Source organism: Streptomyces flaveolus, assembly GCF_044765825.1.
GTDB lineage: Bacteria > Actinomycetota > Actinomycetes > Streptomycetales > Streptomycetaceae > Streptomyces > Streptomyces flaveolus.
In genome coordinates this window covers 107,075-127,970 of sequence record NZ_JBIWKU010000008.1, presented here as the reverse complement: position 1 = coordinate 127,970, position 20,896 = coordinate 107,075, and the positions used below count along the sequence as shown (strand labels likewise).

The window sequence follows — 20,896 nt, the reverse complement described above, 5'->3', positions numbered from 1 at the left end:
TGCGTCCCATTAGACGACGCGTCGACGGGTGCGGCACCTCGAGGCCTCAGGCCTCACGCGGCCCCTCCGGATGCGGGAGGCGCTCCGGCATTGAATGGTGTTATCGGGATAGTCGGGACCGATAGCAGAGCACCGGCACCGAAGCAGCGATCCGGACCGAGGAGCAGCCATATGTCCACGTCAGAGTCCGATGCCTCCCGGGAGTCCGAAGTCCGCGCGAACGAGGACCGCGCCACTCCGGACGACCGGCTCCACATCCGTACCGGCACGGAGGTGTCCCCCGAGGACATCGTCCTCGCGGCCGGCCGGGACCTCACCCCGAAGAACCTCGAATGGGCCAGGAACAAGCTGGCCGAGGAGGGCCCTGCCGCCCTCGACAAGCTGCTGCCCTGACCGAACCGCCGGGGGGGGGGGGGCCCCCCCCCCCGCGCGGGGGGCCCCCCCCGCCGGCGCCCCCCCCCCCCCCCCCCCCCCCCCGGTTCGGTCCCGCTACCGCTCCTCGCCGTCGGGCAGCACCGTCTCGTCCTCCACGACGTGCATGGCGGCCTCCTCCGCACCGGCGGCTCCTCCGTCGATGCCCACGTCCTCGGCGACCGTCTCCTTGGTCGTGTCGGTGCGTACGCCCTCGTCGGGGGCGACCAGGCGGCCGGAGCGTTCGGTGCCGGCCTCCGGGTCGACCGGTTCGCCCTCGCCTCCGGGCTTGTCGCCCACCCCGTCCCCGTCGGGCGCGGACACGTCGGGCACCTCCTGGGCCAGCCGTTCGTCCAGGGTCTCGCCGTCGTGCTGCTCGGCGGCCGTGGTGCCGTGCTTGGTCACGCCGAGGGGCTTCTCCGGCGGGGAGTAGCCCTCGTCGAGCGTCTCGTCGTAGTCCCGCTCGTCGACGGCGTCCTGGAGGTCGAGGGGCGCGGCGTCCTCCTGCTCCTCGTTGCTTCCGGTGGGCTGGTAGACGTCGTCGGCCATCGGGTCCGTGCCCATCGCTGCCTCCCTTGCGCTGCGTCGGCTCGGTCGTTCGGTGTCCGGTTCGCGTTTCCCGATTCGCGATCTTTAACCCGGAGGTGCGACGCGGATGTTCAGGTCACCGATGCGGTACGGGGTCCAGGAGCGGGCGTAGGCAGGCGGGGTGCCGCCCGGTGCGGTGATGGCGGCGACGGGGATCCGGCGGGCCGTGTCCAGGATCTCGGCGACCGTGGTGTTCTCGTTGTTGCCGCCGGTCGCGCCGGAGGAGCAGCCGGTGTAGTAGCCGATCGGGATGGCCTCGTGGCCGGTGAGCAAGCAGGGCGGGCGGACACCGAGGCGGTGCAGCGCGCCGGCGGTGCGGGCCCAGTCCTCGCGGCTTTCGGCGGTGCGGTCCACGGTGTGCACGAGGACGACGAGCTGCACCGCCAGGTGCCCGGCCAGCGCGAGGGCGACCAGCGGCGCGCCCACGGGCCGCCGGCGGCCTCGGGGTGTGCGGGCCAGGTGCCGGAGCGCGTCGGCGACGGGGACGGCCAGCAGGGCGTAGGCGGGCTGGAGGAAGCGGGGCGCCGCGTAGCCGATCAGGAAGAGGTACGGCACGGCGGCCGTGGCGGCGCAGGCGAGCGGGACCAGAGTCCGCACGGTGCGCCGGGCCCGCACGGCGACGGCGAGTCCGGCGAGGGCGACGACCGGCAGCAGGAACCACCACAGGGTGATCACCGGGGGCGGCATCGACCCGGTGCACGGGCGGCACAGGGCACGTCCGCCCAGGCTGCGCAGCTGGTCGTCGACGGCGATCTGGAGGCCGAGTCCGCCCTGGATGCGGGAGGCCTCCTCCAGCCGCTCCCCCAGCCCTCCGTACCAGGCGTACGCCTCGATCACCCACTCCACTCCCCCGGCCGCGAGGCCCCCCACGAGAGCGAGCAGCAGCCGCCCGTGCCGGCGGACCAGGGCGAGGACCAGCAGGGGCAGGATCACCCAGACGGCGTCGGTGGGCCGCATCCACGCCATGAGCGCGGCGCCGGCCACCACCCCCCACGGGGCCCCGGGCGCGGGCCGTTCGCTCCGGGCCCGCAGGAAGCAGCCGACGCAGATCAGGGCGCCGATCGCGACCCAGTAGTTGGGCATGGCCTGCGGACCGTAGAAGAGCGTCACCCACAGGGTGGCGAAGAACCCGCCGGCGGTGGCCAGGACGCTCACCGGGAACAGGCCCCGCCACGCCCGCAGCCCCAGGTACAGGCCGGCCCCGGAGAGCACGGCGAGGTAGACGCGCAGCAGCTCGCTGGACGACGACCAGGACGCGACGGGCGCCACCAGCAGGGAGACCCCGCGGGCGCGCGGGGCGCTGAAGAAGGCGGCCGGGTGGTGCGCGGTGACCTGGCTGACGTAGACCGTCTCGTCCCAGCCGAGGCCGAGGCCGGGGCGTACGAGCAGGAGTTGGGCCAGGGTGAAGGCGGCGGCCACCGCGGCGAGCGGGGCGTCACCGCCCAGGCGCCGGGAGGCGCGGGACGTCCTCCCCTCGCCTCGCCGTCCGCCGGTGAGCAGGGGGCCGGCGCCGTCGGCCATCGTGCACCCCTCACCCCCGCCGCCCGCGGGGCCGCTCGAACCTCGCCTCCTGCCGCCGATGGCGGGAGCCCGGCACTCCGGAAATCAAGGTCAAACTAACCCGCACGCCACGGATGCGCAGGCGGGATACGGCCGGTCGCGCGGTCCGTCCGGTCCGGCGCGTCCGGCCGGTCAGTGGGCGTTCGGGCGGCGGTGCGGGGGCTGTTCGGGGGTCGGGCGCCGTTCGGGGGCGGGGACGGGGAGGGTGACGGGTCCGTCCCCGTTCATGAGCACCGGCCTTCCGTGGTGATGGATCGTCAGGGGGTCGCCCGTCAGCAGCTTGTACGTCGCCTTGTCGGCCTCGATCTCCACGCTCACGGAGCGGCCGCGGAACTGGAGCCGGAAGGCCAGCCTGCTGAACTTCTCGGGCAGCCGCGGCGAGAAGCGGAGGCTGTTGCCCTCGCGGCGGGTGCCCCCGAAGCCGGCGACCAGCGCCATCCACGTCCCGGCCAGGGAGGCGATGTGCAGCCCGTCGCGGGTGTTGTGCTCCAGGTCCGCCAGGTCCATCAGGGCGGCCTCGGCGGCGTAGTCGTAGGCCAGGCGCAGATGACCCGTCTGGGCGGCGACGACGGCCTGGCAGCATGCGGACAGGGACGAGTCCCGCACGGTCAGCGGCTCGTAGTAGGCGAAGTTGCGGGCGATCTGGTCCTCGTCGCAGTGCGCGTCGAACCAGTTGCCGCAGGTGTACATCGCCAGGACGAGGTCGGACTGCTTGATGACCTGTTTGCGGTAGATGTCGAAGTAGGGGAAGTGCAGCATCAGCGGATACTGGTCCGCGCCGGTGTTGGCGAAGTCCCAGCGCTGGTGGCGGGTGAAGCCGGCGTGCTGCTCGTGGACGCGCAGTTCGTCGTTGTAGGGGATGTGCACGCTTTCCGCGGCGTCCCGCCAGGCCGCGCTCTCCTCGTCGTCGACGCCGAGCCGGGACGCGTGGTCGGGATGGCGTTCGCAGGCGTCGGCGGCGGTGAGGAGGTTCGAGCGCGCCATGAGATTGGTGTACGTGTTGTCGTCGGCGATGGCGCTGTACTCGTCGGGGCCGGTGACGCCGTCGATGTGGAAGACGCCGTGGTGGTCGTGATGGCCGAGGGACCGCCACAGCCGGGCGGTCTCCACCAGGAGCTCCAGGCCCGTGTCCCGTTCGAAGTCGGTGTCACCGGTCGCCGCCACGTACCGCACCACCGCGTGCGCGATGTCGGCGCCCACGTGGAAGGCGGCCGTGCCGGCCGGCCAGTACGCGGAACCCTCGGAGCCGTCGATGGTCCGCCACGGGAACGCCGCTCCGCGCAGTCCCAGCTGGGCGGCGCGGTCCCGGGCGGCGGGCAGGGTGTCCTGGCGCCAGCGCAGCGCCTCGGCGACGGCCTTGGGCTCGGTGTAGGTCAGCACGGGAAGGACGAACATCTCGGTGTCCCAGAAGGCGTGTCCGTCGTATCCGGAACCGGTCAGCCCCTTGGCCGGAATCGCCCGCTGCTCGGCGCGGGCGCCGGCCTGGAGCACGTGGAACAGGGCGAAGCGGACGGCCTGCTGGACCTCCTCGTCGCCGTGCACCTCGACGTCCGCCCGGGCCCAGAAGTCGTCCAGGTAGGCATGCTGTTCGGCCACCAGTCCGTCCCAGCCGCGCTGCGCGGCGGCGGCCAGCGCCGCCTCGACCTGGTCGCTCATCGCGGGCCGGGAGCGGGCACTGGACCAGCCGTGGGCGACCGTCTTCTGCACGCGCAGCCGCTGGCCCGGCTCCAGGACGGAGGTGATGGTCAGGCGGGCCACGTCCTCGTTGCTCTCGCTGCTGGTGGTGGTCTCCTCGGGGCCGTCGACGATGTGGTCGGCGGCCACGGCGACCCTCATGCCGCTGCGCCGGGTGCGGTGGACCAGGCGCAGCCGGGGGCCGAGCGCCAGGTCCTCCTCGGGTTCGAGCGGGGACTTCAGCGCCTTGGCCGTGCGCGGGTCGCCGTCCGAGCCGGGCAGGCTCTCGTTGGTGACGAGCTCGGACTGGATGACCACCCGGGTCCGGCTGTCGACGGGTTCCACCTCGTACTCGACGGCGGCGATGGCCCGCTGGGTGAGGGAGACCAGCCGGGTGGAGCGCACCCGGATGGTCGAGCCGGCCGGTGAGGTCCACTCGCAGAACCGCTCCAGCACGCCGCGCCGCAGGTCCAGGATGCGTTCGTGCTTGACGAGCCGTCCGTAGCGCAGGTCGAACGGCTCGTCGTCGACCAGCAGGCGCAGCAGCTTGCCGTTGGTGACGTTGATGACGGTCTGCCCGGACTCGGGATAGCCGTAGCCGGCCTCGGCATAGGGCAGCGGGTGCAGTTCGTACACGCCGTTGAGGTAGCTGCCGGGCAGGCCGTGCGGTTCTCCCTCGTCGAGGTTGCCACGCCAGCCGATGTGCCCGTTGGAGAGGGCGAAGACCGACTCGCTCTGGGCGAGGAGGTCGAGGTTGAGCTCCGTCTCGCGCACCGACCAGGGCTCGACCGCGTAGGTCCGGTTGGTGATCACGCGTGGCCTCCCAGCTCGGCGAGGTCCTTGACGACGCGGTCGGCGCCGTGGGCGTACAGGGCGTCGGTCTGGCCGACGCGGTCGACGCCGACGACGTAGCCGAAGTGGCCGGAGCGGCCGGCGTCCATGCCGGCGAGGGCGTCCTCGAAGACGGCGGCGCGGGACGGCTCGACGCCGAGGTCGCGGGCGGCGGCCAGGAAGGTGTCGGGACGTGGTTTGCCCGGCAGTTTCCGCTCGCGCGCCACCACGCCGTCGATCCGTACGTCGAACAGGTGCTCGGCGTCGATGGAGCGCAGCACGTCCACGGTGTTGGCGCTGGAGGAGACGATCGCGGTGGCGAGCCCGGCCGAGCGGACCGCGTCGATGTAGCGCAGGGTGCCGTCGTACGCCTCGACGCCCTCGGTGCGGATCTTCTCCAGGACCAGCTCGTTCTTGCGGTTGCCGACCCCGTTGACCGTCTGCGCGTCCGGTGGGTCGTCGGGACTGCCCTCGGGCAGTTCGATGCCCCGGGAGGCGAGGAAGGTGCGTACACCGTCCGCGCGGGGGCGGCCGTCGACGTACTCGTCGTAGTCGGAGTCGGTGAACGGGCGGAAGTCCGCGCCGTCCCGCTCCCGCAGAAAAGCGTCGAACGTCTCCTTCCAGGCAGCGGCGTGCACCACCGCCGTCCGGGTGACGACCCCGTCGAGGTCGAAGAGGCATGCCTGGATGTCGTCGGGAAGTCCGAGCTGCGTCGTCATACCCGACACAGTTCCCCGCCGGGGCGCGTCCCATCGGGTGGTACGTGCCACAAGGTGAGCGACGCTATGGAAGGGGGCCGCCCCCGGCGGACGCAGCCGCTCACGCCGAGGGCTCCGCGGCACCGCGGCACCCGCCGCGCACGACAGCCCACAGCCCCACGGACGGCGGTCGACGGGCAGCAGCTCCCGGCGTACTCGTCACAGCGCCGGGCGGCGTCAGCGGGGCGGCCGGACGCGTGGCGCGGCCGCCCGCCGGTGCCTCCGGCGCCGGCGCGACGATGAGGCCGGAATCGTCCCTTGCCGGGTCGAGCGCCGCGGAGTGGAAGACCGACGCGTGAACGTGCGTCCGGCGCGGATCCGCGCCGTCGGGCACGAGCTCAAGCGGACGGAGCGGCCGGGGACCGCAGGCCGAGCCACTGCTCGGCGTCCCAGGCCGTGAACCGTTCCACCTCGGTGAATCCCAGCTTCGCCGCGAGGCGCATCGAGCGGACGTTGGCGGTCTGGGTGGTGAGCACCACCGGCTCGCCGGGAAGGACGCCGTCGAGCCAGTCGAGCGCCGCTTCGCACGCTTCCGCGGCGTACCCGTGTCCCCACGCTCGCGGCAGGAACAGGTAGCCGAGGTCGACCTTCCCGTCGGCAGCCGGACGACGGTGCTCCGGTGCTCTCCTGAGCAGGATCTGGCCGATCATCGCTCCGTCGAGATCGACGACGAAGCTGCCGGGCCATTGCTCGGGCGCCCGAGGCATCTCGCGCTCAAGCTCGGCACGCGGGCGGGGGCCGCCGAGGTAGGTGTGCACCTCTGGCGACGCGAGCAGCTCGATGAACACCGCCCGGTCTCGGGCCTCGGGCTCACGGAGCACGAGCCTCTCGGTCGTGATCGGCGCGGGTGGCCAGGCGACGGGTCGAAGGTCGGACATGCCGGCCAGCCAATCAGCGGGCTCGGCAGCGATCAAGACGTGAGGGCCTGTCAACCCACCGGCCCGTGCCGCACGGTCAGCCATGGCGGGGGGAACATCCCGGGTCGGCCGGTCCGCCCAGTCCGTTTAGGCTTCTGTCGGGTTCGGCCCTTCGGCCGGTCAGGGATCAGGGGACGGCAGTTCGATGACCAGCGGCAGCACCGGGGTGTTCCAGCCTCTCCAGGCGGGCGACCCTTCCGTCGTGGCCGGCTACCGGCTGGTGGCCCGGCTCGGCTCGGGGGGCATGGGCCGGGTGTACCTGTCGCACACCCGGGGCGGCCGCCCGGTGGCGATCAAGGTGGTGCGGCCGGAGCTGGCCGACGATCCGGCCTTCCGACGGCGGTTCCGCAGGGAGGTGGAGGCCGCCCGCCGGGTGAGGGGCGCCTACACCGCGGAACTCGTCGATGCCGACACCGACGGCGTACCCCCCTGGCTCGCCACGCTGTACGTGCCCGGACCGTCCCTCACGACGGCCGTCGCCCGGCGTGGCCCGCTGCCGGTGTCCGCCGTACTGTGGTTGATGGCCGGCGTGGCCGAGGCGCTTCAGGCGATCCACAGCGTGGGGGTCGTGCACCGGGACCTCAAGCCGTCCAACGTACTGCTGGCCGCCGACGGGCCACGGGTGATCGACTTCGGTATCTCGGTCACCGTCGGCCTCTCCTCGCACACCGCCACCGGCTCCACCGTCGGCACGCCTCACTTCATGGCCCCCGAGCAGGCGACCGCCGGTGAAGTCTCCCCGGCGACCGACGTCTTCGCACTGGCCCAGACGGCGGCCTTCGCGGCTCTGGGCGAACCGCTGTACGGGGACGGCATGGCGCCGGTCGTGCTGTACCGGATCGTGCACGAGGAACCCGACCTGTCCCGGCTGCCGGAGCCGTTGCGCCCGCTGTTCGCCCGGTGCCTGGCGTCCGATCCGCGGGAGCGGGCCACGCCGGCGGAGGTCGTGCAGTGGTGCCGGGTGCGGCTGGGAGCGGACGCCGCCGCGGGCGCGGGACCGGCCGTCTGGAACGAGGTCACGGGACCCGAGGCGACCGTTCCGGGTCCGGCGCGCACTCCCGTGGCTCCGTCGACCGCGGCCGCGACGCTGTCGCTGAGGCCCACCCGGCGCAGGGCGCCCGGGCGGCGAACCGCGTTGGTCACAGCCGCGACCGTGACGGCGGGCGCTCTGTTGTGGACGGGTCTGACGTGGTTCGGCGGCGACCGGTCCGGCGCCGGCGAGCGGGCCGCGGACACACCCGCCTCGACGCCCGCACCGACGACGTCCGCACGGTCCACGGCGGCGCCGTCACACATCTCGCCGGCCGCCGGTGACTCCCCCCGGGCCTCGCAGCCCGCCCCCGACGCCGGCCTGGCGACGGGAGCCGTCGCACTGGCCCCCGTGTGGCTGTACCGGACGAACTCCCTGAGCCTCAGCGAACCGATGCTCCGCACCGATCGCCGGGGCGACATCCGCCTCGATTGCGAGGACGACGCCGACTGCGCGCTGCACAGCGGTACCAGCCGGTTCGTGCAGTTGTTCGACGGGAAGGCCGCCTCGCCCGACGTCTGCCGTCACCTTCTCAGCGGCGCCACCGGCTCCGCATACCGCACCTGGTCGCTCACAGCGGCCGACCCCGGCACACAGATCTGCGTCGGGAACGACTCGGGCGACGTCGCGGCACTCACGATCCAGGTCAAGCAGACGGTCCTGCCGGAGGACGCCTTCCTGCAACTGGGCATGACCGTCTGGAGGAAGACGGCCTGAGGCGTGCGGGGTCAGAGGCGGCTGTTCGCGGACGCGTCGTTGGTGACCGCACCTGGATCAGTGGGACGTTGCGGCGCCGCGGAGCCTTCCGCGGGCTTGGACCTCGCCAGCCACAGGCCGGAGAACACGGCGGTGGCCAAGGTGATGGCGCCGGCGGCGAGGAAGGCGCTGTTGAGGCCGGCCTCGAAGGAGGCGCCGCCGGATTGCCGGGTGCGGACGACGGCTCCGAGCACCGCCACGCCGAGCACCGCACCGATCTGCCGGGTGGTGCTGCTGATGCCCGAGGCGAGGCCGCCCTCCTGCGGGCCGACCGCTTGGATGGCGGCGCCTGTCAGGGGGGACATGGCCAGTGCGAAGCCGATGCCGGCCAGTCCCAGCCGCCACCACACGTTCCCGTAGCCGGTGTCGGCGTGCACCATGCCGAGCGCCAGCAGGCCCAGGCCGGCCAGGGCCAGGCCGGTGGTGACCACGATGCGGAAGCCGTACCGGGCGGCGAGACGGCCCGCGTACGGGCTGACGACCACCATGGCGAGGGATACCGGCAGGGTCTGCAGGCCGGCGCGCAGGATCGAGCTGCCCTGGACGTACACGAAGAACTGGGAGAAGAAGAACGACGAGCCCATGAGCGCGAACCCCACCACCACCATGGCGGTGTTGGACACGGTGAACAGCCGCTGCCGGAACAGCCGCAGCGGCAGCATCGGAGCGGAACGACGGGCTTCGACGGCGACGAAGGCGGCGAGGAGGATCGCCGCGGCGGCGAAGCTTCCCAGGATGACCGGTGAGGTCCAGCCGCGGGCACCACCCTCGATCAGCCCGTAGGTCAGTACTCCCACCGCCAGGACGGACAGCACCGTGCCCGGGATGTCGATCGCGGGGGCGCTCGGGTTGCGGGTCTCGCCGAGGTGGCGCAGGCCGACCAGCAGCAGGACCACGCCGATGGGCAGATTGACCAGGAAGATGGCGGGCCAGCCGAAGGCTTCCGTCAGCACGCCGCCGGCCACGGGGCCTGCGGCCAGACCGATTCCGCTGAAGCCGGCCCACAGCCCGATCGCCTTGATCCGTTCTTGCGGCACGGGATGGGCGGCGGCGAGCAGGGCGAGTGAGGCAGGGCTCAGCGCCGCTGCCCCGATGCCCTGCAGCACCCGGCCGGCGACCAGCCAGCCGACCGAGGGCGCGAGGCTGCACAGCAGCGACGCGGCGGTGAACACCGCCACGCCGGTCAGGTACACCCGCTTGCGGCCGAACCGGTCGGCGAAGACACCGCCGGACAGCAGCAGCATGGCGACCAGCAGGACGTACGCGTCGACGATCCATTGCAGACCGGTCAGCTGCGTGTGCAGCCGGTGCTGCATATCGGGCAGCGCCGCTCCGACGATCGTGTTGTCGAGCAGGACCATGAACTGGCCCAAGCAGGTCACCGTGAGCAGCACGGCCCGGTTCGATCGACTGCCTGCGGTCGCATGCGACGCAGTCATGGAATCCCCCTCAATCGTCAGTTCGCCCCGTCGAGGTCGACGCGATGGCGAGACATCTGAGCGCACTAACGCAGTCGTCGACTGCGTTAGGCGACTATAAGGAGGACTGCAACGCAAACGCAAGCGGCAACTGCGTTAAGGTGGGGGCGTGAATGAGCGACAGCGAGCCCGGCGGCCTGGCGGGCGCAGCGCCCGCGTCGGCGCGCAGGTGCACCAGGCCGTCACCGACCTGATCAGTGAGCGCGGCTACGGCAACTTCACCGTCGGCGAGGTCGCGGCCCGCGCAGGCGTGGCCGACAGCAGCATCTACCGCCGGTGGGGCAGCCTGGAAACCCTGCTCACCGACGTGGCGCTCACCCGCCTCAACGCGCAGTCACCGATGCCCGACACCGGGAGCCTCGCCGGTGACCTGCGCACTTACGCGGCCCAAGTGGCCCGCGAGATCACCGGACCCGACGGTCCGGCGGTACTGCACCTGGCTGTCGCCCTGTCGAGCAGCGGTCAGCAGGGCATGCAGGCCGGTGCCGCCCTCCGCGCCGAACGCACCCGGCAACTCCAGGCCATGCTCGATCGCGCGCGCGACCGTGGCGAGCAGGCACCCGACGCGTTCGACGTGCTGGACCACATCCTGGCCCCGATGTACATCCGCGTCCTGTTCGGCATGGTCCCGCTCACCCCGGACTACATCGACGGGCTGGTCGACCGATTGCTGTGACTTCGGCCCGGTTCCCGCGCTCAGCCCTCGGACGCCACGGCGAAGCTCCGCGAGGTGCTCGCCGACACGTGGCCCGGTTCTCCGGCCCCCACCGTTTCTCCCCCACCGCAGCCAGAACCACCGGGCGGCCGGCATCAGCATGACCCGGCGTGCACCGAATTCACTCCATCCGGGCTCCCGCTACCTCCGGCAGTCCCAGATGCTCGCCCTGGAACCGCGCTCGCAGTGCGCGGTCGTGGGTGACCAGCACGATCGCCCCCGGGTATCCGGCCAATGCCTCCTCCAGTTCCTCGACCAGCGCCGGTGACAGGTGGTTCGTCGGCTCGTCGAGCAGGAGGAGGTCGGCGGGGTCCGAGACCAGTCGGGCCAGATCCACGCGGCGGCGCTGACCGTACGACAGCTCGCCCATGCGCAGCCGCAGTTCCGCGGGACGGAAAAGGCCGAGGGCGAGCAGGGCATCGGCGTGCTCGTCGGCGGAACCCGCACGGCCCAGCCCGAACGCCTCGGCCACCGTCAGGTCCGGCGGCCACGGCGTCTCGTCCTGGCGCAGATGGCCCACCCGGCCGGGCACCCGCACCGAGCCCTCGTCCGGCCGCAGCTCACCGGCGAGCAGCTTCAGCAGCGTCGTCTTGCCGGCTCCGTTGGGGCCGGTGACCAGAAGCCTGCCGCTGCGGCCGAGGGTGAGGGAGCGAAGGCGCAGGCGGTTTCCTGCCCGCACGTCCGAGAGCTGGGCGGCGGGAAGCTCCGGGAAGGCGGTTTCGGTGCGTGTTCCCGCGACCGCTCCCGTCGTCGCCATGCGCGCGGTGAAGGCCAGCGGGTCCGGCGGCGGTGCCACCGGGCTCGCGGTCAGCCGCTCGACCCGCTCGCGGGCGTTGCGGATGCGGGCCATCGCGCCGTGCGCCCGGCCGCGGGCCCGGAAGCCGCCGTGGCCGAAGTTGGCCAGCGGCGCCTTGCGGGGAATGGTGTCGAGGCGGGCAGCGTGGCCGGCGGCCAGCCGCTCGTTGCGCGCCAGTTCGGAGCGCCACGCCTCGTGCTCCTGGAGCCGGCGGCGGCGCTCCGCCGCCTTCGCCGTACGGTAGCCGGTGTAGCCGTCGCCGTAGCGGGTGACCTTTCCCCCCTCGGCCTCCAGGACCGTGGTGGTCAGGCGTTCCAGGAAGACGCGGTCGTGGGTGACCGCGAGCACCGTGCCGTGGTGCGCCCGCAGCTGCGCCTCCAGCCACTCCACGGCCTGATCGTCCAGGTCGTTGGTCGGCTCGTCCAGAAGGAGCAGTTCGGGGCGGCCGGCGAGGACGCCGGCCAGGGCGAGACGGGAGCGCTCGCCGCCGGAGAGGGTGCCGAGCCGGCGCTCACGGCAAAGAGCCGGCAGGCCGAGGTGGTGCAGCGCGATGTCCACCCGGTGGTCGGCGTCGTACCCGCCCCGGGCCTCGTAGCGCCCGAGGAGCAGGCCGTACGCGGCGAGCGCAGACGGGTCCCGACCGTCACCGAGCGCCTGCTCGGCCCGGCGCAGCTCGGCCTCCAGAGCACGCAGGTCCGCGAGGGCCAGGTCGACGGCGTCCTGGACGGTGGCGGTCGGGGGCAGGGGGATGCTCTGCGGCAGGTAGCCGACGCCGCCGGCGGCGGTCACGGTCACCTCGCCGCTGTCCGGGCGCTCCTGACCCGCGACCAGCCTGAGGAGCGTGGACTTGCCGGCGCCGTTGTCACCGATCAGCCCGGCCTTCTCACCCGGCTTCAGCGTGAAGGAGACCTGGTCCAGAACGGAGCGGCCGGGGTAGCGCTTGGTGACGTGACTGAGCGTGAGTTGTGAGGTGTGCAAGATCAGTTCCCTCCTGGCCGCGCGGGCTTCGGCCCGGGCCGGATCGGGGTGGACGGCTGCGCGGTGAGGCGCGGCGACGGCGGAGCACTGCTCTACGCCGTCGGCGCCGGTGATCTCACAGGGAACCCATGGGCAGGACGGTACGCCACGACGCGGGGATCGGCAAGACGAAACGTCTCGCCTCGTTTTTCTGCGTTCTCCGTGCCAGGCCGCGCCCACACGGGATCGAGCCAGTCCTGCGCGGCGGTCCGGTCGGGTGGTGGCCGGGCACAGGACGAGCGGCGCGACCGGCACCCCGACGGAGAACAGCGACTCCCGTCGCACCCGGTACGGCTCGTCCGTCAGCAGGCGCTGCGTCTGTGTGCAGGCGCGGCATCCGGGTGCGGCGGACGCGGGGCCACGGCGACGAGCACGCCGGTGGCGGGAGCGTCAGCCGGACATGGCAGTACGTGCTGGATAACGAACCGTTCCGGGCAACCCCGCGCACCAGGGGTCGTCAGTCCCCGTCCTGGACGACTCCGCGCGTCGAGCGCGTGACGGGGTCACCGGTGGTGAAGTCGCCCGTAAGGATGCCCGGGTGGTGACCGCCGCTCGGGGGCGGGTTCTGGTCGCGCGCGATCAGGGTGAGCCGGGAGACGACGCGGTAGCGGTCGGTGCGCCGGCCCGTCTGTAGGAACTCGCCGCACGCGAGAAGGGGGAGCGGACGTGCAGCCCGTCCCGTGGTCCGACGGCGGCGGTCCCGGGCGTGTCGGCGTGCCGCAAGTCCTGGCCCTCTGGGCTGCTCACGGCCTTGTCACCCGCGATCAGTTCACAATCCGTGGCATCGCTTCGCGAGGGCGAGGTCGAGATCTGGCGGCTCGCCCGTGCCGGCCGAATACACCACGCTGAGCCCGAGCCCAGATCGCGCACCGATGAGTTTCCCGCGCCACGCTGGTCTGTACACCGGGCACCCACGGACGGAAGGCTGGGCCATGCGGAAACTGATCTACGGCATGAACCTGACCCTGGACGGCTACATCGCCGCGCCCGGCGACGACATCGGCTGGAGCGGACCGCCGAGCCACGAGCTGTTCCAGTGGTGGCTCGACCACGAGCAGGCGAGTGGCCTGTCGCTGTACGGGCGCAAGCTGTGGGAGACGATGAGCTCCTACTGGCCGACCGGCGACCAGCAGCCCGACGCCACCCCGGCGCAGATCGAGTTCGCGCGGAACTGGCGGGACACACCGAAGGTGGTGTTCTCCTCGACGATCGACAAGGCCGACTGGAACACCCGCGTGGTCACCGGCGACGCGATCGCCGAGATCACCCGGCTCAAGGCCGAGGACGGCGGCACGATGACCATCGGCGGCGCGACGCTCGCCGGGGCGGCCATGCGCGCCGGGCTGATCGACGAGTACGCGATCGCCACCCATCCGGTCCTGGTGGGCGGCGGCACGCCGTTCTTCACCGCGCTGGACAGCTGGGTGAACCTGAACCTGGTGGAGACGCGGACGCTTCCCGGCGGTGTGGTCCTGACCAGGTACGAGACAAGGCGCTGAGCGGCAGCACGCGATATGGGGATCACCACAAGCGGCGCGCGGCCGTTCAGTGGTTCCCCATCCGACCCGGCCCCCGGAGCAAGGCGGCCCCCTCTTCCTGTCCCGGACAGACCTGATGTTGTCCGGCAACCCCTGACCGCTGCCGGTTCCGCCGCGGCCGTCTCAGCGGTCTCGTGCGCCGCGCAGGGCATGGTGATCACCGGGTTCAGGGGGTCGCGTCAGCGGTTCAGCTCCGGCGCACCGCGCCCAGTTGGGCGCGGTGCAGTCCGGGATCCGCGAAGCGTTGCGCCACTGCGCGCAGGACCCGGGCCATCGCCTCCGCGGGCGGGGTGGCGGGCCGGGAGCGCGCGCTGGCGAGCAGGACACGACGGGTGGGGGCGGGCACGTCGGAGGCGAAGGGCAGGAGGCGGACGTCGCTGCGGCGGCTGGTGAGAGCGAGCCGGGGCGCCAGCGCGATGCCGAGACCGGCCGCCACCATGGCCTGCGCCTCCTGGTAGTCGTGCGAGGCGTAGGCGATGCGCGGTTCGAAACCTGCCTGCCGGCAGCTGCGGCGCAGCACGTCGGCGACGGGGTGGTTGTCGGCCCGGATGATCCACTCCTGGTCGGCCAGGTCCCCCAGGCGCACGGCGGGGTCGGCGCACAGAGGCGAGTCTGCGGGCACCACCAGCACCGTGGGGTCGTCGAGGAGATGGGTGAGGGTCAGAGCCGGGTCGTCGACGCGGCTCCAGCTGTAGTCCCACAGCAGCGCCTGCTCCACCTCGCCGGTGAGCAGCATCTCGCGGAGTTCGGCCAGGACTCCGGCGCGCACCTCGATGCGGACTCCGGAATGGCGGCGGCGGAAGCGGGTGAGCGCCAGCGGCAGCAGCGACGCGCTGGCCGTGGGGAAGGAACCGAGCCGCAGGGTGCCTTGGCCGAGGTCGGCGAACGACTCCAGGTCCGCCTGGGCGGCACGCAGCTCGCGGCGGATCGTCTGTCCGCGTCGCGCCAGCGCGGCGCCGGCCGGGGTGGGGCGGATCCCGCGCGGCAGTCGCTCGATCAATGGCTGCCCGGCCTCGCGTTCGAGCAGGGACATCTGCTGCGAGGCGGCCGAGGTGGTCATGCCCATGGCCTCGGCGGCGGCGGTGAGCGAGCCGCGTTCGGCGGCTTCAGTGAGCAGGAGCAGACGGCGCACGTTCAGCATGCCGCCGAGTTTAGCTCCGCTAAACCCTGGTGAAGCAATCTGCCATTGTGCCCAAGTCACACCTCTGCGAAGGTCTTCGCATCGCCGGAACGGTTCACGTGGTGGCAACGCGTCCGTAACCCTGCCCGGCCGCCCATGCGTTGATCGAGAAAGAGCCCTGACGTGCACACTCCCGCGACCCTGGTCCGCGGCGGCACCAGCAAGTGCTGGCTGTTCCAGCAGGTCCATGTCCCCGCTGAACGCGGTTCACTGGAGAAGCTGCTGGTGGCTGCCTACGGCGCCACTGATCCTGTGGAACTCGACGGAGTCGGTGGAGCCACTCCCACCACCTCCAAGGCAGCGGTCGTGAGCGCCTCCCCCGAGCCCGGCACGGACGTGGACTACCTGTTCGCCCAGGTCGGCATCGGCACCGGGACGGTCGAGTGGACGAGCAACTGCGGCAACTGCGCGACCGGTGTCGCCCTGTACGCGGTCGCAAAGGGCCTGGTGCCGATCACCGGCGACCGGACTCGCGTACGGATGCGCAACCTCAACACCGGCGCGGCCCTGGAAGGCGTCGTGGACACCACCGGCGGCCTGGTGCACGACTTCGGTGAACAGACGGTGCCGGGCACCCGGGCGGGTGGTGTCGCGGTCGGCCTCACCTTCCTCGATCCGGCCGGCCGCACGACCGGCTCCCTCGTGCCCACGGGCCGGGCCGTGGAGGAGTTGCGGGTCGGCGCCGCGGCCCCGGTGCCGGTCAGCATGGTGGACGCCGGCGCTCCGGTCGTGCTGGTGGACGCCCGCGGCGCCGCGCTGACCGGCTCGGAGACGCTGGACGAGATGCGGACGCACATCCCCTGGCTGCGTGCCGTCCGCCATGCCGCCGCGCCGCTGATGGGGCTGCTCGAACCGGGGCAGTCGCCGGGTGACGCGGTACCCAAGGTCGGCCTGGTCGGCGAGCCGGTGCCCTACACGACGACGTTGGGCGAGGCCGTGGCGGCCGAGGACTACGACGTGTCGGTGCGCATGCTCAGCATGAACGCCCCGCACCCGGCCATCGGCCTGACCTCCGCCGTCGCCGTCGCCGTCGCGGGACTTCTGGAGGATTCCGTGGTCTTCCGGGCCGCGGGCGGACCCACCGGTGACTGGCTGCGTCTGGGCACTCCGGCCGGCGTGGTCGGGGTCCGCTGCTCGGACCTGAGCGACGGCGTGCCGGGCCGAGTGACCGTGCAGCGCGCGGCACGCCTGCTCGCCGACGCCCGGATCTACGTACCCGAGCCCGGTCGGCCGCAGGCGGCCTGAACGGGACGTTCGTCGCCTCCCGGGGCCTTGTCCGCGACCCTGGCCCCGGGATGATCTCGCGCCTTCACAAGCGCGCACTCCTGTCCCCACCGCACCAAGGACAAAGATGTCTGCTGAAGTGATCTCCATAGGCGCGCTGCTGGTGATGTTCGTGGTCGGCACCGTTCTGCCGATCAACCTGGGCATCCTCGCCTTCGTCGCCACCTTCGCGGTCGGCACCGCTTCGCTCGGCCTCACCGAGGACGAGATCTTCGAGGGCTTCCCGGTGGAGCTCTTCGTGACCATCGTCGGAGTCACCTACCTGTTCTCCGTCGCCCGCCGCAACGGCACCATCGACTGGCTCGTCGCGGCCGGTGTCCGCCTCGTGGGCGGCAGGGTGGCGCTCATCCCGTGGGTTCTGTTCCTGGTGGCCGCGACACTCACGGCGTTCGGCACCTTCACGCCGGCGGCCGTCGCGCTCCTGGTGCCGATCGCGATGAACTTCGCCTACCGCTACAAGATCAACCCCTTGGTGGCCGGGATGATGGTGATCAGCGGTGGGCACGCGGGCGCGTTCTCCCCCCTCGCCGTCTCCGGTGCCCTCGTGCTCGGGCTCGTCGACGACACCCAGCTGCACGTCTCGCCGGTGGCCCTGTTCACCGCCAGTTTCGCCATCAATCTGCTGATCTCCGTCCTCACCTTCGTCTTCCTCGCCAAGCGGCCCGCTCCGCTGGACGAGAAGGCCGCCGAGGCAGCCGCCGACGAGGAGGTCGCCGGCCACACGGGGCTCGACTGGCGTCAGTGGCTGACGCTCGGCTGCCTCGTCGCCCTGGTGATCGGCGCGCTCGGCTTCCACCTGGAGATCGGCTTCCTCGCCCTCGTGGCCGGCGCGCTGCTGGCACTGGTGGACATGAAGCGCCAGGAGAAGGCCGTGGACGGCATCAGCTGGTCGACCCTGCTGCTGGTGGCCGGCATGATGACGTACATCGCGATGCTGGAGAAGGCCGGCATCATCGAAAAGCTCTCCGAGCACGCCGCGGATCTCGGCGCCCCGCTCGTCGTCGCCCTGGTGCTCTGCTTCACCGTGGCGATCACCTCGGCCTTCGCCTCCTCCACGGCAATCCTGACCGCGATCATCCCCCTCGCGGTTCCACTGCTGCTCTCCAGCCACCTCAGCGCCCCCGGACTGATCGCGGCCCTGGCGGTGTCCACCACCATCGTCGACACCTCCCCCTTCTCGACCAACGGCGCGCTCGTCCTCGGCAATGCCCGCGGCGTGGACACCCGTCGCTTCTACCGACAGGTGATGGGCTACACCGGCGGTATCGTCGCGATCGGTCCGGTCGTCGCGTGGGGGGCCCTCGTCCTTCCCTGGTCCTGACCCGGACGGTCAGAGCGCCCTCGCGGGCACCGGGCACCCCGGTGCCCGCTGGCGTTCTGCGCGCAAGAGGGCCCGGGCGCGAGTCGTCCGCCGGCGCCGGGAGGTGGTCAGCGTTCGAGGAGGGCGACGCGGATGGCTCGTTCGACGTGAAAGAGCTCCGTGACTCGCCGTCCCAGGCGGAGGTGTGCGAACTTCACTGAACGGTGGCACCGAGTGGACGGCCTCGCCCGGGGCGATCGTGCCCATCGCCGCGCCGGGAACCCTCCGGCGGACCGGGCTACAGACGGCTGCTGGACGGATGCTCACAGGTCCTTTCGCAGGAGAACGCACATCGTCTCGTGGCGGCGGATCGACCCGTCGGGCCCTTCCTCGTCCCAGGCGTCCGGTGCGCGACCGTATGCGACGTAGCCCAGGCGCTCGTACAGGGCGCGCGCCCGGGGGTTGTCCTCCTCCACAGCGAGTTCGGCCCTGCGTAGTCCGCGGAGCCGGATCCGCTGTTCGGCAGCGCGGACGAGCAGCGTCCCCAAGCCGAGGGACTGCAGCGCCGGCAGCACGGCGAGCTGCCACAAGGTTCCGGCCTCCTCGCAGACCTGGTAGTCGATGCCGCCGATCGCCACCGGGAGATCCACCGGAGTGCATACAGCCAGGTAGTCCACCTCGCCCGACGCTGTGCGCGCCAGCTCTCGCTCCACATGGCGTAGATGGGTGGCCGAGCCGGACCAGGTGCACGCCGGCAGATCCTGGGGCAGCAGATCGCGCACGGTGACGGGCAGGGGGACGGTGGCGTCGTCTTCAGTGGTCACGCCCTGAAGCATGGGACCCGCGGCGATGGGACGACAACGGATTTCTCCGCCCGGTGCCGTGCTTCGGCGCCGACAGGGGTCGCTGCCGTCGCTGTCGTTTCGCGCGTCACAGTCCGGCCGCCTGGACCAGTGACGCCCGCTCGTCCTCGCCCAGGTGAAGGCCGGCCAGCAATGCGTCGTCGGCCAGTAGTCGTCGTACCCATGCCGCGCCGGCACCGAATGCGGCTCGGCACAGGGCCCGTTCGGGGTGGTCCTCTTCAAGACCGCCGACCGCCATGTCCCACGCGTTGTCGGGGTCGGTCGGTGCGGACAGTGCGGCGGCTACGAGCACGAGCCCGAACAACTCGTCCCGGCGTGGGACCGATGGATCGGCAGCCAGTCGCAGCAGGTACGGGAGGACCGCTGGCATCACGGCGCTGATGGACATCGGTCCTGACATCACGAGCCAGTCCAGGGCTCGTTCGGCCATCTCCGCCGCGTCGGGATCGAGCAGCCCGCGCAGGACGACCGGTACATCGACGGGGCAGCCAGGAATGGCCGACCACTCCACGTCCTCGCAACCTGCCAGCGCCGGATGCGAGGAAGTCTCGTTCCTCAGGTGAGGGTGGGCTGCTGTCAGAGCTGCCGTTGCGGCCACCGCCGCGGCCTCGTGATCCACCTTGCACACCGGCGTACCTCCCCTCGGCCAATGGCTCCGTCCCGGCGGACATGAACGACATCGACGCCAGGAGTCTGCCAGAGCCCCCGCTCCCCGGCGGTGCCCAAGCGGTCCCTGCGGGCGGCGCCTTTGTGCGAAGGCGGTCCACGTAAGATCACCGCTCGACGAGGGGTGGTGGCATGACCACGCAGAACTACCGGTGGTGCGCGGCGATCGCGGCGGCCCTGCTGCTGGCCGGCTGTGGCGGTGGCGCGGAGGGCGACAGCGGGAGCGGCAAGGCGGTGGCGCTCACGAAGGAACAGGTACGGGAGACGTTGCCGGATGGCGAGGCCATGACGGGTTGGAAGGAGTCCGCTCGGTCCACGGCCGTCGAGATGGACAAGCTCTACCGTTCACAGGCCTGCCCCATCAAGGGCAACGCGGGCTGCGAGAACTCCCGCTACTTCGGCGCCTCGACCTTCCGGCACACCGACGACGCCGCCACCGTCACCTTTCTGATCGTCGCCTACGACAGCGAACAGGCCGCCCGGGAGGCGTACGACGTGCTCTGGGACGGCTACTACAGCAGGAGGGCGGGACAGAGGGCCAAGACGTTCAGCCTCGACCCGGTCGGGGACGAGCGCGATGCCCGGTTCGGTTCCTCCGGCTTCCTCGGCGAGCCCGGCGCCGTGACCCAGACCCGGGTCGGCACGACGCTGCTGTGGACCGAGGCGGCTTCCGCGGACAAGGGCGGCATCGACGAGGACGGAGTCCGGGACCTGGCCACGGTGCTCGCCAAGCGGGCCCGACAGGCCCAGAACGGGGACGCGCCTTCCGCCGCGCTCGCCGGCTGACCGGGCGGCCACGCAGGGACCCGGCCCGCTGCTGGAGCGCTGAGGAGCCGATCCACCCTTGGTTCATCCGACCTGGCAGCGGCAGCGCAGGAGCTCGTGGACGACCCGGTCCGTCCCGCTCAGCGGGTCCGGTAGCGCGCGTAGATCAGGCCGCTTTCGAAGGCGCGCTCCTCGACCAGCTCGAGGTCGAGGCGCACGCCGTCGGGGAAGAACCGCTTGCCGCCGCCGACCACGCTCGTGGTGATGAACAGGTGGTACTCGTCCACCAGGCCGGCCGCGATCGCCTGGGCCGCGAGGTTCGGGCCGTCGACGGTGAGGTCGTGATCGGCCTCGGCCTTGAGCTTGCGCACCGCGTCCGGGTCGAAGGTCCGCTCGACCCTGGTCTTCGCGCTGGACACCGAGTCGAGCGTCGTGGAGTACACGATCTTCTCCGCGGCCTGCCAGTCGCGGGCGTACTGCAGGATGTGCGGCGGCTGCCCGGGCTCGGTGTGCGCGGTTTCCCAGTAGACCATCGTCTCGTACATCCGTCGGCCGTAGAGGTACGTGCCCACGGGGCGGAAGAGGTCGTTGACGAAGGTGTGCACCTCCTCGTCCTCGGCCCCGGTGCCGAGGCCGCCCTCCGCCGCCTCGGCATAGCCGTCGAGCGAAGTGATCATCGAGTAGATGAGCTGTGCCATGCGTCTCCTCCGGGTACGAGCGCGTCAGTCAGCCGACGGTCCTGCGAGTGGTGACCCCCGCACGACCCGGA

Annotated in this window: 18 protein-coding genes; 7 read left to right on the top strand and 11 right to left on the bottom strand. The window is 72.0% G+C overall.

Annotation, left to right across the window (positions count from 1 at the left end):
• Window positions 1–171: 171 nt before the first annotated feature.
• Window positions 172–393, top strand: a complete 222-nt coding sequence (locus ACIRG6_RS24200) for a hypothetical protein (RefSeq protein WP_350726659.1) — start codon at window positions 172–174, stop codon at window positions 391–393.
• 96 nt (window positions 394–489) lie between these two features.
• On the opposite strand, the gene ACIRG6_RS24195 is transcribed toward ACIRG6_RS24200, so the two are convergent.
• The 5 genes from ACIRG6_RS24195 to ACIRG6_RS24175 form a co-directional block, all read right to left on the bottom strand.
• Window positions 490–975, bottom strand: coding sequence for a DUF5709 domain-containing protein (locus ACIRG6_RS24195; protein ID WP_364681466.1), 486 nt, complete (start codon window positions 973–975; stop codon window positions 490–492).
• 69 nt (window positions 976–1,044) lie between these two features.
• Window positions 1,045–2,520 carry a hypothetical protein gene (locus ACIRG6_RS24190; RefSeq protein ID WP_403324550.1) on the bottom strand — a complete coding sequence of 492 codons (1,476 nt, stop codon included), beginning with the start codon at window positions 2,518–2,520 and terminating at the stop codon, window positions 1,045–1,047.
• Window positions 2,521–2,691: 171 nt separating this feature from the next.
• Entirely contained in the window at window positions 2,692–5,046 is a 2,355-nt protein-coding gene (locus ACIRG6_RS24185) for a glycoside hydrolase family 65 protein (protein ID WP_364681470.1), read from the bottom strand.
• Window positions 5,043–5,783: a beta-phosphoglucomutase family hydrolase gene (locus tag ACIRG6_RS24180; RefSeq protein ID WP_364681472.1), complete on the bottom strand. Its 741-nt coding sequence runs from the start codon at window positions 5,781–5,783 to the stop codon at window positions 5,043–5,045. The genes ACIRG6_RS24185 and ACIRG6_RS24180 overlap by 4 nt, the downstream gene beginning before the upstream one ends.
• 377 nt (window positions 5,784–6,160) lie before the next feature.
• Window positions 6,161–6,700, bottom strand: a complete 540-nt coding sequence (locus ACIRG6_RS24175) for a GNAT family N-acetyltransferase (RefSeq protein WP_364681474.1) — start codon at window positions 6,698–6,700, stop codon at window positions 6,161–6,163.
• A gap of 184 nt (window positions 6,701–6,884) precedes the next feature.
• Here ACIRG6_RS24175 and ACIRG6_RS24170 point away from each other — a divergent pair, with 184 nt between their 5' ends.
• On the top strand, window positions 6,885–8,486 hold the full coding sequence (locus tag ACIRG6_RS24170) for a serine/threonine-protein kinase (RefSeq protein ID WP_403324547.1): 1,602 nt from the start codon (window positions 6,885–6,887) through the stop codon (window positions 8,484–8,486).
• 11 nt (window positions 8,487–8,497) lie between these two features.
• Here the strand turns inward: ACIRG6_RS24170 and ACIRG6_RS24165 are convergent, their stop codons facing one another.
• Complete coding sequence (locus ACIRG6_RS24165) at window positions 8,498–9,964, bottom strand: MFS transporter (RefSeq protein WP_403324545.1); 1,467 nt, start codon at window positions 9,962–9,964, stop codon at window positions 8,498–8,500.
• A gap of 148 nt (window positions 9,965–10,112) precedes the next feature.
• Between ACIRG6_RS24165 and ACIRG6_RS24160 the strand changes: the two genes are divergently transcribed.
• The gene (locus tag ACIRG6_RS24160) at window positions 10,113–10,679 is read left to right on the top strand and encodes a TetR/AcrR family transcriptional regulator (protein ID WP_364681480.1); all 567 of its coding nucleotides are present in this window, start codon (window positions 10,113–10,115) and stop codon (window positions 10,677–10,679) included.
• Between the two features lie 160 nt (window positions 10,680–10,839).
• On the opposite strand, the gene ACIRG6_RS24155 is transcribed toward ACIRG6_RS24160, so the two are convergent.
• Complete coding sequence (locus ACIRG6_RS24155) at window positions 10,840–12,492, bottom strand: TlrC/CarA/OleB/SrmB family ABC-F type ribosomal protection protein (protein ID WP_403324542.1); 1,653 nt, start codon at window positions 12,490–12,492, stop codon at window positions 10,840–10,842.
• A gap of 971 nt (window positions 12,493–13,463) precedes the next feature.
• Here ACIRG6_RS24155 and ACIRG6_RS24150 point away from each other — a divergent pair.
• The gene (locus tag ACIRG6_RS24150; RefSeq protein WP_364681484.1) at window positions 13,464–14,030 is read left to right on the top strand and encodes a dihydrofolate reductase family protein; all 567 of its coding nucleotides are present in this window, start codon (window positions 13,464–13,466) and stop codon (window positions 14,028–14,030) included.
• Between the two features lie 226 nt (window positions 14,031–14,256).
• Here ACIRG6_RS24150 and ACIRG6_RS24145 read toward each other — a convergent pair whose 3' ends face one another.
• Complete coding sequence (locus tag ACIRG6_RS24145; protein ID WP_350714771.1) at window positions 14,257–15,210, bottom strand: LysR family transcriptional regulator; 954 nt, start codon at window positions 15,208–15,210, stop codon at window positions 14,257–14,259.
• A gap of 162 nt (window positions 15,211–15,372) precedes the next feature.
• Between ACIRG6_RS24145 and ACIRG6_RS24140 the strand changes: the two genes are divergently transcribed.
• Window positions 15,373–16,494 (top strand): PrpF domain-containing protein, encoded by a 1,122-nt coding sequence (locus ACIRG6_RS24140; protein ID WP_364681486.1) that lies wholly within the window; start codon window positions 15,373–15,375, stop codon window positions 16,492–16,494.
• A 106-nt stretch (window positions 16,495–16,600) separates the two neighbouring features.
• Window positions 16,601–17,854 (top strand): SLC13 family permease, encoded by a 1,254-nt coding sequence (locus ACIRG6_RS24135; RefSeq protein WP_403324539.1) that lies wholly within the window; start codon window positions 16,601–16,603, stop codon window positions 17,852–17,854.
• Window positions 17,855–18,156: 302 nt separating this feature from the next.
• Here the strand turns inward: ACIRG6_RS24135 and ACIRG6_RS24130 are convergent, their stop codons facing one another.
• Together ACIRG6_RS24130 and ACIRG6_RS24125 are read right to left on the bottom strand one after the other, a co-directional pair.
• Window positions 18,157–18,669: a GNAT family N-acetyltransferase gene (locus ACIRG6_RS24130; RefSeq protein WP_364681490.1), complete on the bottom strand. Its 513-nt coding sequence runs from the start codon at window positions 18,667–18,669 to the stop codon at window positions 18,157–18,159.
• A 94-nt stretch (window positions 18,670–18,763) separates the two neighbouring features.
• The gene (locus ACIRG6_RS24125; protein ID WP_403324536.1) at window positions 18,764–19,324 is read right to left on the bottom strand and encodes a hypothetical protein; all 561 of its coding nucleotides are present in this window, start codon (window positions 19,322–19,324) and stop codon (window positions 18,764–18,766) included.
• A gap of 170 nt (window positions 19,325–19,494) precedes the next feature.
• On the opposite strand from ACIRG6_RS24125, the gene ACIRG6_RS24120 reads away from it, so the two are divergent.
• Entirely contained in the window at window positions 19,495–20,148 is a 654-nt protein-coding gene (locus tag ACIRG6_RS24120) for a hypothetical protein (protein WP_364681494.1), read from the top strand.
• Window positions 20,149–20,267: 119 nt separating this feature from the next.
• Here the strand turns inward: ACIRG6_RS24120 and ACIRG6_RS24115 are convergent, their stop codons facing one another.
• Window positions 20,268–20,825 (bottom strand): dihydrofolate reductase family protein, encoded by a 558-nt coding sequence (locus ACIRG6_RS24115; protein WP_364681496.1) that lies wholly within the window; start codon window positions 20,823–20,825, stop codon window positions 20,268–20,270.
• Between the last annotated feature and the right edge of the window lie 71 nt (window positions 20,826–20,896).

Excerpts from the sequence above, each read along its gene's own strand:
- ACIRG6_RS24200 (WP_350726659.1), top strand. The coding sequence starts at position 172 with ATGTCCACGTCAGAGTCCGATGCCTCCCGGGAGTCCGAAGTCCGCGCG.
- ACIRG6_RS24195 (WP_364681466.1), bottom strand. The coding sequence starts at position 975 with ATGGGCACGGACCCGATGGCCGACGACGTCTACCAGCCCACCGGAAGC.
- ACIRG6_RS24190 (WP_403324550.1), bottom strand. The coding sequence starts at position 2,520 with ATGGCCGACGGCGCCGGCCCCCTGCTCACCGGCGGACGGCGAGGCGAG.
- ACIRG6_RS24180 (WP_364681472.1), bottom strand. The coding sequence starts at position 5,783 with ATGACGACGCAGCTCGGACTTCCCGACGACATCCAGGCATGCCTCTTC.
- ACIRG6_RS24175 (WP_364681474.1), bottom strand. The coding sequence starts at position 6,700 with ATGTCCGACCTTCGACCCGTCGCCTGGCCACCCGCGCCGATCACGACC.
- ACIRG6_RS24170 (WP_403324547.1), top strand. The coding sequence starts at position 6,885 with ATGACCAGCGGCAGCACCGGGGTGTTCCAGCCTCTCCAGGCGGGCGAC.
- ACIRG6_RS24165 (WP_403324545.1), bottom strand. The coding sequence starts at position 9,964 with ATGACTGCGTCGCATGCGACCGCAGGCAGTCGATCGAACCGGGCCGTG.
- ACIRG6_RS24150 (WP_364681484.1), top strand. The coding sequence starts at position 13,464 with ATGCGGAAACTGATCTACGGCATGAACCTGACCCTGGACGGCTACATC.
- ACIRG6_RS24145 (WP_350714771.1), bottom strand. The coding sequence starts at position 15,210 with ATGCTGAACGTGCGCCGTCTGCTCCTGCTCACTGAAGCCGCCGAACGC.
- ACIRG6_RS24135 (WP_403324539.1), top strand. The coding sequence starts at position 16,601 with ATGTCTGCTGAAGTGATCTCCATAGGCGCGCTGCTGGTGATGTTCGTG.
- ACIRG6_RS24130 (WP_364681490.1), bottom strand. The coding sequence starts at position 18,669 with ATGCTTCAGGGCGTGACCACTGAAGACGACGCCACCGTCCCCCTGCCC.
- ACIRG6_RS24120 (WP_364681494.1), top strand. The coding sequence starts at position 19,495 with ATGACCACGCAGAACTACCGGTGGTGCGCGGCGATCGCGGCGGCCCTG.
- ACIRG6_RS24115 (WP_364681496.1), bottom strand. The coding sequence starts at position 20,825 with ATGGCACAGCTCATCTACTCGATGATCACTTCGCTCGACGGCTATGCC.